At 43.0% G+C, this 12,625-nt stretch carries 12 protein-coding genes; all 12 read right to left on the reverse strand.

Annotated elements, in window-relative coordinates:
* Positions 1-217: 217 nt before the first annotated feature.
* On the reverse strand, positions 218-2,941 hold the full coding sequence (ileS, locus tag ERX27_RS01345; RefSeq protein WP_133431027.1) for an isoleucine--tRNA ligase: 2,724 nt from the start codon (positions 2,939-2,941) through the stop codon (positions 218-220).
* Between the two features lie 217 nt (positions 2,942-3,158).
* The gene (locus ERX27_RS01350; protein ID WP_243715852.1) at positions 3,159-3,662 is read right to left on the reverse strand and encodes a DivIVA domain-containing protein; all 504 of its coding nucleotides are present in this window, start codon (positions 3,660-3,662) and stop codon (positions 3,159-3,161) included.
* A gap of 20 nt (positions 3,663-3,682) precedes the next feature.
* Positions 3,683-4,453, reverse strand: a complete 771-nt coding sequence (locus tag ERX27_RS01355; RefSeq protein WP_133431029.1) for a YlmH family RNA-binding protein — start codon at positions 4,451-4,453, stop codon at positions 3,683-3,685.
* Positions 4,454-4,511: 58 nt separating this feature from the next.
* Positions 4,512-4,805 (reverse strand): YggT family protein, encoded by a 294-nt coding sequence (locus tag ERX27_RS01360; protein WP_133431030.1) that lies wholly within the window; start codon positions 4,803-4,805, stop codon positions 4,512-4,514.
* Positions 4,802-5,293, reverse strand: a complete 492-nt coding sequence (locus ERX27_RS01365) for a cell division protein SepF (protein WP_133431031.1) — start codon at positions 5,291-5,293, stop codon at positions 4,802-4,804. Before ERX27_RS01365 ends, ERX27_RS01360 begins: the two co-directional genes overlap by 4 nt.
* Positions 5,294-5,302: 9 nt before the next feature.
* Entirely contained in the window at positions 5,303-5,953 is a 651-nt protein-coding gene (locus ERX27_RS01370; protein ID WP_133431032.1) for a YggS family pyridoxal phosphate-dependent enzyme, read from the reverse strand.
* Complete coding sequence (gene pgeF / locus ERX27_RS01375) at positions 5,950-6,705, reverse strand: peptidoglycan editing factor PgeF (protein ID WP_133431033.1); 756 nt, start codon at positions 6,703-6,705, stop codon at positions 5,950-5,952. Before pgeF ends, ERX27_RS01370 begins: the two co-directional genes overlap by 4 nt.
* Positions 6,706-6,772: 67 nt before the next feature.
* Complete coding sequence (gene ftsZ, locus ERX27_RS01380) at positions 6,773-7,936, reverse strand: cell division protein FtsZ (RefSeq protein ID WP_133431034.1); 1,164 nt, start codon at positions 7,934-7,936, stop codon at positions 6,773-6,775.
* Positions 7,937-7,965: 29 nt separating this feature from the next.
* A complete protein-coding gene (gene ftsA, locus ERX27_RS01385) occupies positions 7,966-9,315 on the reverse strand; it encodes a cell division protein FtsA (RefSeq protein WP_133431035.1) in 1,350 nt (449 codons plus the stop codon).
* Positions 9,316-9,416: 101 nt separating this feature from the next.
* A complete protein-coding gene (locus ERX27_RS01390; protein WP_133431036.1) occupies positions 9,417-10,307 on the reverse strand; it encodes a cell division protein FtsQ/DivIB in 891 nt (296 codons plus the stop codon).
* Positions 10,289-11,641 (reverse strand): UDP-N-acetylmuramoyl-L-alanine--D-glutamate ligase, encoded by a 1,353-nt coding sequence (murD, locus tag ERX27_RS01395; RefSeq protein WP_133431037.1) that lies wholly within the window; start codon positions 11,639-11,641, stop codon positions 10,289-10,291. Before murD ends, ERX27_RS01390 begins: the two co-directional genes overlap by 19 nt.
* Before the next feature lies 1 nt (position 11,642).
* A complete protein-coding gene (mraY, locus tag ERX27_RS01400; RefSeq protein WP_133431038.1) occupies positions 11,643-12,611 on the reverse strand; it encodes a phospho-N-acetylmuramoyl-pentapeptide-transferase in 969 nt (322 codons plus the stop codon).
* Positions 12,612-12,625 lie beyond the last annotated feature (14 nt).

A 12,625-nucleotide genomic window follows, 5' to 3' on the forward strand; every position in this document is an offset into this window, starting at 1 on the left:
AAATCGTCTTATATAATTGAAGTTTACATAATATTTTTAAAGTAGTTAAATAATTTTGAAAAAGATAATGATTAGTGAATAATGACTTAATTCGTCGTGGCGGCTATCCCTTTGAGATAGATCAGTCTTTTCATGACAGCTTGCTTTTTCTATCTAGTCAATCCGCTCCTCTTTAACTAAAAAACGCCGCTCCCGTAATCAGGATGCGGCGTTTCTATTATTCAGCGACAACTGCGGCACAGCGTGGGCAGAGATGATCGTCATTCAGCTCTGTTGAGTAGTTCCAGCAGCGCTCACATTTCTCGCCGTCTGCTTTCTCTACTAAGACGCTAGCTTCCGCATAGTCATTGCCGACTTTCTCGTCAACAACTTCAGCCTGTGACGTGATGAACAGCTGGTGCAAATGATCCATTGAGTCAAGAATCGCTTTATCATCAGCATTTTCTACGTACAGCGTCACTTTTGCCTCGAGTGATTTACCGATTATCTTCTCTTTACGCGCTTCTTCGAGTGCTTTCAGGACATCGTCACGCAATGTCAGGAAGCGGTCCCATTTCGCGACAAGATTACTGTCCACTTCGTGGACTTCCGGCATATCAGTCAGATGCACACTGTCTTCAGTGACATGCGGTGTATGACTCCAGATTTCTTCTGCTGTATGCGGAATGACCGGTGCCAGCAGCTTCGTCAGCGAAACCAGAATCTCGTAAAGGACCGTCTGCATACTACGGCGGATGTCGGCATCCTTCGCTTCAATGTAAAGAATATCTTTCCCGTAATCGAGATAGAAATTACTGAGTTCGACATTGATGAAGTTCTGCAGCTCCTGATACATAAACAAGTAGTCATTGTTTTCATAATGGTCACGTGCTTTAGCCACAAAGTCATAGAGACGGTTCAGCATATAGCGGTCAACTTCTGCTAGGTCCTCATAAGCGACAGCATCAGCAGGATTAAAGTCATTGACGTTTCCGAGTAAGAAACGGAATGTGTTACGGATCTTCCGGTAGACTTCCGATACCTGCTTAAGGATATCATCAGAGATGCGGACATCTGCCAGATAATCAACTGACATGACCCAGAGGCGGATAATATCTGCACCCATCTGCTTGACGACTTTCTCCGGCAGAATCGTATTGCCCAGTGATTTACTCATCTTCCGGCCTTGACCATCCATAACGAAACCATGTGACAATAATTTTTTATAAGGTGACTGACCACGAGTTGCAACAGCAGTCGTGATAGAAGAGTTGAACCAGCCACGATACTGGTCAGACCCTTCGAAGTAAAGATCTGCCGGGAATGACAGTTCTGGACGTGCTTCCAGTACACCGCGGTGAGAAGAACCGGAGTCGAACCAGACGTCCATGATGTCGTTCTCTTTCGTGAATTCACCGTTCGGGCTGCCCGGATGCGTGTAACCTTCAGGCAATAAATCTTTCGCTTCTCTTTCGTACCAGACGTTTGAACCGAACCGTTCTACAAGTGCTGCGACATGTTCAATCGTCTCTTCTTCCATGATGATGTCACCATTCTCTGCATAGAAGACTGGAAGTGGGACGCCCCAGGCACGCTGACGTGAGATGACCCAGTCACCGCGGTCACGGATCATATTGTAGATACGTGTCTTACCCCAGTCCACTTTGAATTCAGTCTCTTCAATCGCATTCAGAATATCCTGACGGACTTTGTTGATTGAGGCGAACCACTGCGGTGTTGCACGGAAAATAACAGGTTTCTTTGTACGCCAGTCATGCGGATATGAATGGGTGAAGAATTCAAGTTTAAGCAGTGCACCGATTTCTGTCAGTTTATCTGTAATCAGTTTGTTCGCTTTGTCATAGTAGACCCCCGCAAACTCGCCTGCTTCCTCAGTGAAGACCCCTTTATCATCGACAGGCGAGATAACTGGCAGGTCATATTTCTGACCGACGATAAAGTCATCCTCCCCGTGGCCAGGTGCTGTATGAACACAGCCTGTCCCTGCATCAGTCGTAACATGGTCACCTAGAATCAGCAGTGATTCACGATCGATAAACGGATGCTGTACAGTGAGACGTTCAAGCTCAGTGCCTTTGAATTCTTTCTCAATGGTAACCGCTTCCTTATCCCAGCCGACTGCTTCACATACTGAGTCAAGCAGTGCCTGTGCAACAATATAAGACTTACCTTCCACATTGACCTGTACATAAGTCAGTTCAGAATTGACAGCGATCGCCACGTTTGCCGGCAGTGTCCAAGGCGTTGTTGTCCAGATGACAAATTTCACGCCCGGTTCCACGATACCTTTGCCGTCTTTTGTGTCAAATGCCACATAGATAGAAGGGGATACTTTGTCCTGATATTCGATTTCCGCTTCAGCAAGAGATGATTCACTTGAAGGGGACCAGTAGACCGGCTTCTTTCCTTTATAGATATAGCCTTTTTTCGCCATATCACCGAAAAGTCGGATCTGTTCAGCTTCAAAGACTTCCTGTAATGTTACATAAGGCTTATTCCAGTCCGCATTTAAGCCAAGACGCTTGAAATCAGTCTTCTGCAGCTCGACCTGTTCCAGTGCAAACTGCTTACATAATTCACGGAACTCAGCGACAGACATCTCCTTACGGTTGACACCTTTTTTCGTCAGTGCCTGCTCAATCGGCAGACCATGCGTATCCCAGCCTGGTACATAGGGTGTACGGTAACCCGTCATCGCCTTATAACGTGTAATAAAATCCTTGATGATTTTATTCAGGGCATGACCCATATGAATCTGTCCGTTGGCGTATGGTGGACCGTCATGCAGGATATAATCGGGTTTTCCGGCATTCTTGTCTAAAATTCGATGATACAGGTCCTGCTTCTCCCACTGGGCCTGAATCTGTGGTTCTTTGTTCGGCAGTCCCCCGCGCATCGGGAAATCTGTTTTCGGCATTAATAATGTCTCTTTATAATCCATTTCTCCAGCTCCATTTCGTTATAATAAAAAAAACACCAGGCATTATACAGGGACGGAAAAATCCGCGGTACCACCCTGCTTAACTCCTGGAGTTCACTCATTAATTGTATTTAATTAAAGATAAAGTGATCCGTATCAATCTTCATATGCTGAACTTTCACCGCCTTCAGCTCGCTGATATATGAATGAATTCATACCGTCTCTATCAATATTAAATCTATTCTACCTCATCCTGAGGGGTTTGTTCAATAGGTTTTGTTTCTAAATCATAGTTTAAGAGATAATTCCAGTCCTCATTCTGCAGAAGATCAAGCTGCGCCTGAACCAGCATCTGAAAGCGCGCGCGGAAAATCTTTGACTGACGCTTCATATCCTCAGTCTGGAACGTAATCTCACGCGCTTTTTGCATTGCATCGTTGATCAGCATGTCAGCATGATTCTGGGCATCCTTAATAATAACATCTGCCTGCATACCAGCTGATGCCTTAATCTCATCACCAGCACGCTGCGCGACAACCAGGGCCTCACCGATTGTGTTCTCTACAGCACGGAAACGGCTGATGTTTTCATCTTTATCATCAATGATGCGCTGCAGCATCACTTTCTCCTCACGCAACTTCTCCAGTTCATTACTGAGTTCACGCAAATAATCTCTGACCTCGGTTTCATTGAGTCCTTTATGAACGATATTAAACTGTTTCATTTCGATATCTTTTGGCATGTATTCCACTATTTTCACCTCTAATTGAATAACGTTTCAAACGTCACTCTGATTTTGTCTTTCTTTGTACGATCGCCTATTGATGCTATTTTAGCACGGCCATAGCCTTTAATAGAAATTAAATCACTTTCTTCAATCGTAAAACTCGTTTTGGTGATCACGGTATGATTGACTTTTACGTGTTCCGCATCTATCAACTTCTGAGCGACTGCACGTGATTTACGCGTCAATTGCTGAATGACAGCGTCCAGTCTTAGACTTGCAATTGTTGTGGTCACTACTTGATAATGCTCTTCTGACTGTACTATTTCATTGAATGGCACCGTTTCAAGTTTAACAGTTGCACCTTTAATTTTTGTCAGTTCTCTTTCCAGATAGAGTGCCATCTGAGTTGTGACGACAAACTGTATCCGTGCGCTGACTCTAATATCCCCGAGCTGTTCACGCTTGATGCCGGTCTGCATGATGGATCCTAATAAATTGCGATGAGACAGCGAAACGAATTTATCCGGATAATGAACTTCAACAAGACGACATTCAAAATCTTCTTCAGTTGCCTCGAAATAGTCAGGTGCTAAAATAGCCCGCTTACGTTCACTCTGGTCATCGCCGCCGAACATCGTGATTTTAACACCCGTCTGTTTCGCTACCACTGAAAAAATATACTGTTCGCGAGGATCGAGAAACGGTGTCAGAACAGGAGCATAAGTCTGTTCAGCACGATCACAGTACTGCATCGCGCTCTTAATGACATCCTGCTCCTCATTTCTGAAGTGCTGCATGATATTCATTTTAACTGTCCTTTCAGATAAAAAAATAATCTCACCTACATGAGATTATTTTTATTAATTACATCAACATCGGTACAATAAATTGATTATAAATAGCGATAAGGCCTCTTACGAACATCTGCAGGACAAAAATCGCAACAATCGGTGAGAAATCAAACATGCCGAGCGGCGGGATTATCTTCCTGAAGATTTCAAGATACGGCTCTACAAATCTCGCGATCCATTCACCGATGAATGATTCTCTTAATCCCGGTATCCATGACATAAAAATATAAATAATGATGGCATAGAAATAGATATTCAAGAGAACTAAAATACCATTAAAAATCATATCAATAACTGCTAAACTCATTCTTCCTCCTCTGGTGCATCCAGCATCTCAGTGATGCTGCCTGCGACCTCCACATTATCTGGTGTACATAAGAAGATATCCTGACCAATACGCTGTATATCGCCGCCTATTGCATAAACAGTACCACTCAGGAAATCGATAATACGTTTCGCTGATATCTTATCGATACGCTGCAGATTGACGAGTGTCGCTCTTCTGTTTTTCAGCTCATCCGCGATATCCTGTGTATCTGAGAATACCCGAGGCTCAAACAGACACATCTTCGAACTTGCTGATGCTGGCTCCGGTTTAATATTGACGACGTTCGGTTTCACGACACGTTTTTCAGTCGTCGTCTTCACTTGTTTCACGGGTGCAGGCGCTGTCTGCTTCTGTACAGGTTGCGCACGTAACCGTTCTTCTCTCGTATCTTCACTGCTATAAATTTCATTGTCATTGTCTTCATCATCAATGACAAAGAACCCTTTAAATACATCTTTAATCGCCATGACAGCCTCCTATCCGACTAACTTAGTCCCAATTCTAATAAATGTTGAACCTTCACTGATGGCAGATAAATAGTCATTACTCATCCCCATTGATAATTCCTTACAAGGTGCATTTGACTGACCGAGTGCTGCAACCTGATGCTGCAGCTCTTTCAGTTCAGCAAAGTATGTACGTAACTGTATCTGATCTTCAATATGGGGTGCCATCATCATTAAACCTACAACTTCTATCTTCTCAAACCCCTGCAGGCCTTTTACAAAAGCAATGACTTCTTCTGGTGCAAAACCATGTTTAGAATCTTCCCCTGCTACATTGACCTGAACAAAGCATTTGATTGTATGTTCTGCACGCTTCTCTACCTCATCAGCAAGCGACTGGCGGTCCAGTGAATGCAGGTAATCTACTTCATTGATGACCTCTTTTACTTTTCGTGTCTGCAATGAGCCGATAAAGTGAAACGTTGCCTCAGAGGGAAGTGCTGCTTTTTTCTCAAGAAACCCTTCAATCCGGTTCTCGCCAAAATGTCTGAGACCCGCATCGTACGCTTCTTGTGCTCGGTCTATTGTAACATATTTTGTCACTGCGATAATAGTCGGAGCATGCGCTGTGACTGATTCTATTTCATCTTGTATAACCTTGAGATTATCTTTTACATTCATGATTGATTCCTCGTTCCTATAAAAGCTAACATGCGTCCGGTCTTGCCTTTTTCTGTACGGTAAGAAAAGAACCGCTCGTCTTCAGCAGTACAGATACCACTGATTTCAATCTGCTCACTCGGTACGCCTGCTTTAACTGCCAGCATTTTATTGATTCCTTGTAAGTCAATCTTATAGTTGCCGTTGTCTTTTAGTTCAAAATAAGGCTCGGCATCAGAACTAAACTGGGATTTGATATCTGCATTCACTTCATAGCAGTTCTCACAGATCGAAGGACCTATCATACAGTGCAAATGCTCAGGTGACGGATATGCCTCAACCAGTTTCTTGACGATTTCCTCTTTCGTGCCACGCCATCCTGCATGACCGAGTGCGATGAAATTATCCAGATCCGAATAAAGATAGACTGGGACACAGTCTGCAAAGCACATCGTCAGAAGTACATCCCGGTCATATGTATAAAGACCATCGATGCCATGAAGTTTTTCAGTCAGTTCGCTGATATTCGTGCCTCTGTCATCCTGTGTCACTTCAGCTACCTCTTTGTCATGTATCTGAATCGGAAAAACCCAGTTATCACGACTGAAATTTATGGCTTCTGCCAGACGCTGCTGATTAGTGATGACATTCTCCGGAGCATCATCGATATAGAGCGCCATATTCATCGCATCTGCAGGATAGGGACTGACTCCGCCTTGTCTGTTCGTGATACCGATTATTTTATTTGCTACTGTTTTAAGTTCTGTATACATAAGCTTCTCCTAACAAAAAAGGTCCTACGATCACCTGAGTGGCGATAGGACCGATTGAATAGTCTGATTATCTTCTTGTACGACGTGAGCGTGAACGGTCACGTAAAAAGCTAGGTACATCAAGGTCACTGTCACGTGATTCAGTCTGTTTAGACTGTGATTGAGTCTGTGGTTGTGACTGTGAATAAGTAGGCTGAGAATATGAAGTCTGCTGAGACTCATAACGCTCTTCTCTTTGTGTTTCTCTGACTGGTGCGCTTGTTGTCGGACGAACTGGTTTATCATTGAAACCTGTCGCAATAACTGTCACTACGATTTCATCCTGCAGTTCAGGATTGATAACAGTACCGAAAATCATATTCACATCTTCGTCTGCTGCATCCTGAACGATGTTCGCTGCTTCCTGAGCTTCGAACAGTGATAAGGATTCGCCACCTGTGATATTCATCAGGACACCTTGAGCACCTACGATAGAAGTTTCAAGAAGTGGAGAAGAGATCGCTTTTTTAGCAGCTTCCATTGCACGGTTCTCACCTGATGCGACACCAATACCCATCAGTGCAGAACCTTGGTTAGACATGATTGTTTTCACGTCGGCGAAGTCAAGGTTGACTTCGCCGGATACTGCGATTAAATCAGAGATACCTTGTACCCCTTGACGTAATACATTATCCGCTTCTTTGAATGCTTCCATCATCGGCGTTGATTTATCAACGATATCAAGTAAGCGGTCGTTCGGGATAACGATCAGTGTATCTACTGCTGCTTTCATCGCTTCAACACCGGCTGCTGCCTGTGTCTGACGTTTACGGCCTTCAAATGAGAATGGACGAGTCACAACACCGACTGTCAGTGCGCCCATTTCTTTAGCGATTTTTGCTACGACTGGAGCTGCACCAGTACCAGTACCGCCACCCATACCAGCAGTCACGAATACCATATCAGCACCTTGAATCGCATCTTCAATCTGTTCACGAGATTCTTCAGCTGCTTTTTTACCGATTTCAGGATTAGCACCTGCGCCTAAGCCACGTGTTAATTTTTCACCGATCTGAATTTTTGATGAAGCTTTTGATAAGTTTAATGCCTGGCCATCAGTATTAATTGCGATGAATTCAACATTGTTCATGCCGTGTTCAATCATTCGGTTAACCGCGTTGTTACCGCCTCCACCGACACCAATGACTTTTAATGTAGCCAGATGATTAAATCCTTGTTCAAATTCCAACATTCCCTTTTCCTCCTATACTGTAATGGCCATTATTCAAATAATGATTTCATGATTTTTTTCATTAATCCTGGTTGTTCTTCTTTTACTTCTTCGTCGATGTCATCAGGTTTAACAGTAACTGTTTCGCCTGGTTCGACATTTACTTGATTTTTACGTTTAAATAAGCCTTTGGATTGCTTAGGTTTTTCTTCAGAAACTGTGTACTGTTCTTCCACAGGTGTTTCATGATTATTAATTGTAACATAATCAAGAAGTTCATCAAAGTTAATACCACTTGAAATGGTAGCGATTGCTGAAGAGAATTCAGGCTTTCTGATACCCATCTGAGTTGGAACGTGGACACGGACTTTCTCATTGACCATATCCTGCAGTAAATCCTTGATGCCGAGCATATTAGCAGTACCACCGGTAATCACGAAACCACCGTTGACTTTGTCGATGCCCATCTCCTGCAACAGCTCAAAGACTTCTTCGTAGATTTCTTCGACACGTGCTTCGATGAAATCACTCAGTTCTTTCTGATTGAATGCCGCTTCTTCGTCTTTATCGTTTTGAGTAACGTGGAAGACGTCCTGTTCACTTGCGTTGTCATAAAACGCATGCCCATACTGCTCTTTGATGCGCTCTGCTTTATCATAAGAAGTGTTGAGTGCCTGTGCGACATCGTTCGTAATATGGCTGCCCGCAACCGGGATACTGTCTGCATCAAATAAAGCACCACGCTCATAAAAAGCGACTTGTGTCAGCTGATCTCCGATATCGATGACGCAAGCACCGAGCTCAACTTCAGTAGGCGTCAGAATATACGTATAGTTGTAGGCATCTGAGAACACATCCAGCACTTCAACGCCACATGATTCCACACATCTTAAAGTATTAACAAGTAAAGAGCGATTGATAGTGATGACGCCTGCATCAACAGCGAGACTTTGAGTCGCTACCATTTCTTTAGGATCGCTGACTTCATGAATATCATCGACAATGAAAAGTTTTGGATAGACACCGATAATCTCAGAGTTGTCTGCTTTGTATTTATCACGAACTGAATCAAGGACATCTTCTATATGCTGTCCAGTAATTTCAGTAGATTCTCCGCTGAATTGAATCGCATTCTCAATATCGAGTATTTCTGTATGAATAACCGGCATCTTGACAAAAACTTCTTTAATGTCAACGCCAGAAGCAATTTTAGCTTTTTTAAGTGCTTCTGAAATCGCCTGCTTCGCTACATCAAAATCATCGATAACGCCTCGTTTAATTCCATCTGTAAAAGTCTGGCCTGTGCCTATGACGTTAATTCCGTTATGAAACTTCTCGCCGACAACCACCTTTACACTCGCTGAGCCGATATCTATGGCTACATAGTAATGTTCTTCCATCAAATAGGCACCCCTTTTTTCTAATTTTTACACTATTTTAAGTTTACATGATTCATTCGTCATTGTGAACAAAAAAACGGTTTTACTCATAATATATTGCTTCATACTTGTTTATCAGACTTTTTCGCTTTCTTGCTTTCTAATTTCTTTTTGAGAGACTGCATTTTTGCATCGTGCTTTTTTTTATCCCGTTCTTTCTTCGCCTCTATCTCACTTTCGATTTCAAGCCGTTTTTCTTCTGCTTTCTTTGATTCATACGGAATAAAGACAGCTCCTACTTCAAGGTCAATAATACCTGGTTTAACTAGGTTACCATTCTGGTCCCGGGGAATATCTTTGACCATTCCCGGATAATAATTGAGCTTGTCGCCCATCGTTCTTAAATCACCGATCACTTCCAGCCCGTCATTCATAAAAATCTGCACACGCGCAGAAGCCTCACGGTTAGGCAGAAAATTAATCTCGGACATATTATTTCTTATCGATTCTTCTGTTCGATTAAGAATATCAATCATCATTACACGGTCACTGCCTTCAAAATCATTTAAGATAGGACCTGATTTTTCGGCCTGCTGATTTTTCAGAATCTGACCATTCTCCAGCACCGGTCGATAGTCGCTGCCATCAGCAATTATCGCACGTACCGCATACTCCTGTATTTTCACGTTGACCTGATTCGGGAAATGACGGCTGATTTCCACTTTTTTGACGCCGTCTTGCAGACGAAGATTCTGCTCCATCTCAGATACCGGCAAAGTATAAATCCGACTCTTATCCCCTATATTCAGTATTTCACTTACTTTCTTGTTCGTAATGAGATGGTTGCCTTCAATTTTTACATCCTTGACATAACTGATACCTGTAAACATATAGAGCAGTATTAATGTCACGAGGGCAATTACAGTCATAAAAATGGCGAACTGTATTCTATGCTTGCGTTTTCTTTTTTGCCGTCCGCCTTGTTTCAGCTGCTTTAATCGTTCATCTGACATATGACACCGACCTGTCTGATGAACTCATCACCGCGCACTTCAAATGTCTTATATTGATCCCAGCTGGCACAGGCAGGACTCAGCAGAACGATATCTCCGTCCTCAGTATATTCAGCTGTCTGATTGACCGCATCTTTCACGTCGTGACAGATCGTGTAATCAATGTCGTGCTGCTCTGCAAACGCCTTTAACTTTTCTGTCGTCTCACCCACTATATACATACGCTTAACTGACTGGACATGCTGGTCTAAATCTTCAAACCCATTTCCACGGTCCAGACCGCCGCAGATCCAGTGAATTGGTTCTTTAAACGCATCTAATGCGAAAGAGGCAGCAAGCGTATTCGTCGCTTTTGAGTCATTGTAGTATCTGACCCCTTGTTGTTCTGTCACAAACTCTAACCTGTGGCTGATGCCTTTAAATGTTGTCAGCGTTTTGATGATGGCTTCATTCGCAATACCTGCTAGTTTACAGGCTGCTACACTGGCCAGTACATTCTCCTGATTATGCTTCCCTGGCAGAACAATATCTTTTACATCAATGATGAACTCATTTCTAAAATAAACTTTTTCGTCTTTCATATAGCTGCCGTCAGTCTCTTCTGTTGTCGAGAAATAAATGATCTGACCATTGACTTCATAATCGCTTAACAACTCTTTCTGTGCAGAGTTAAAAATAAGAAAATCTTCAGCTGTCTGGTTTCTAAAGATATTCATTTTAGCGCGGACATATTCATCCTGTGTACCATGATAGTCAAGATGTGCAGAATAAATATTTGTGATAACAGCGATATGTGGACGATATGTCTGTATCCCCATCAGCTGGAAAGACGACAGTTCTGTCAGCATATAATCTTTCTCGTCAGTTTCCTGAGCGACTTTAGAAGCGACATATCCGATATTGCCACTGAGATGTCCTTTTAAGTCACTATGCTTGAACATATCACCTATGAGAGAAGTGACTGTTGTTTTGCCATTCGTACCTGTAACTGCAATGGTTCTGCCTTCATGGATTTGGTAGGCAAGTTCCACTTCCGTAATAATAGGTATATTTCGCTTAAGCGCTTCCTGCAGTATTTCAATGCGATACGGGATGCCCGGATTTTTAACAATCAGCTCTGTACCTTCTAAAAGCTCTAATGGATGGCCTTGGTCGAACACTCGGACGCCAAGCGTACGAAGTGCCTGCGCATCCTCGCTTGCTTCAAGCGAGCCGCCGTCATTGACGATCACCGTCGCCCCTAGTTTCAATAACAGCTTTGCTGTCTCAAAACCACTTTTTGCGAGTCCAAGAACAAGAACTTGTTTACCTTGATAGTCTGTCACGTTTTTCATATTAGTTCACTCCTAAATAAATGCCGATCAATCCACTGATTAAACCTACAGCCCAGAAGACAAGGACAATCTTCCACTCGCTCCAGCCACCCAGTTCAAAATGATGATGAAGAGGACTCATACGGAAAATACGTTTACCTGTTAATTTAAATGAGGCCACCTGCAGCATAACTGACAACGTTTCAGCAACAAACATTAGACCGATGAAAAGAAGCGTCAGTTCCTGATTCAGCATAATAGATACAGTAGCGATGATTCCACCAAGTGCAAGTGATCCAGTATCTCCCATAAAGAGTTTAGCCTTATTTTTGTTGTAGAGAAGGAATCCAGCTAAACTTCCTATAAGGATCAGCGTGAAAAGCATGAGACCTGACTGATTCTGTATAGCGGCTAAATAGGCATAACAACCAAATGCAATGATTGAGAGCCCTGTCGCAAGACCATCTACACCATCTGTCAAATTGACCGCATTCGAGAATCCGACCTGCCAGAAAATGATGAACACAATGTACAGAAGACCTAAAGGTAACCCTGCATCAGTGAATGGAATGTTGACAGTCGTACTGATATCCAGCAGTCCAAGAAAACGGCTGACCGAATAGAACAGTACCGCAATCAGAATCTGAAAGAGAAACTTCTGCTTTGATGTAAGTCCCTGGTTATTCTTTTTCACCACAATGATGTAGTCATCGATAAAGCCGATAAGACCAAATCCAAGCGTCACTAAAATCAGCAAGATGATCGGTCCACGGTCTTCTACAAATAGAAGAGCGATCAGACTTAAGAGCAAAGTACTGAGCAGAAAAGTAAGACCTCCCATAGTCGGTGTCCCACTTTTCTTCATATGACTTTTAGGTCCTTCCTGACGAATCGACTGGCCGAATTTCAAGCGTTTTAACAACGGAATGAAAAGCGGTACCAGGATAGCGGTCAGAATAAAAGCACTGAGTGTAAAAATAATTGTCTGCATAATTGTTATAGGCG

This window comes from Macrococcus brunensis, assembly GCF_004359615.1.
GTDB lineage: Bacteria > Bacillota > Bacilli > Staphylococcales > Staphylococcaceae > Macrococcus > Macrococcus brunensis.

Bases quoted from the DNA above. Each gene is read 5' to 3' on its own strand.
- pgeF (WP_133431033.1), bottom strand. From the start codon at position 6,705: ATGTATACAGAACTTAAAACAGTAGCAAATAAAATAATCGGTATCACG.
- ERX27_RS01365 (WP_133431031.1), bottom strand. From the start codon at position 5,293: ATGGCGATTAAAGATGTATTTAAAGGGTTCTTTGTCATTGATGATGAA.
- ERX27_RS01370 (WP_133431032.1), bottom strand. From the start codon at position 5,953: ATGAATGTAAAAGATAATCTCAAGGTTATACAAGATGAAATAGAATCA.
- ERX27_RS01390 (WP_133431036.1), bottom strand. From the start codon at position 10,307: ATGTCAGATGAACGATTAAAGCAGCTGAAACAAGGCGGACGGCAAAAA.
- ERX27_RS01355 (WP_133431029.1), bottom strand. From the start codon at position 4,453: ATGAATATCATGCAGCACTTCAGAAATGAGGAGCAGGATGTCATTAAG.
- mraY (WP_133431038.1), bottom strand. From the start codon at position 12,611: ATGCAGACAATTATTTTTACACTCAGTGCTTTTATTCTGACCGCTATC.
- ERX27_RS01350 (WP_243715852.1), bottom strand. From the start codon at position 3,662: ATGCCAAAAGATATCGAAATGAAACAGTTTAATATCGTTCATAAAGGA.
- ftsZ (WP_133431034.1), bottom strand. From the start codon at position 7,936: ATGTTGGAATTTGAACAAGGATTTAATCATCTGGCTACATTAAAAGTC.
- ileS (WP_133431027.1), bottom strand. From the start codon at position 2,941: ATGGATTATAAAGAGACATTATTAATGCCGAAAACAGATTTCCCGATG.
- ERX27_RS01360 (WP_133431030.1), bottom strand. From the start codon at position 4,805: ATGAGTTTAGCAGTTATTGATATGATTTTTAATGGTATTTTAGTTCTC.
- murD (WP_133431037.1), bottom strand. From the start codon at position 11,641: ATGAAAAACGTGACAGACTATCAAGGTAAACAAGTTCTTGTTCTTGGA.
- ftsA (WP_133431035.1), bottom strand. From the start codon at position 9,315: ATGGAAGAACATTACTATGTAGCCATAGATATCGGCTCAGCGAGTGTA.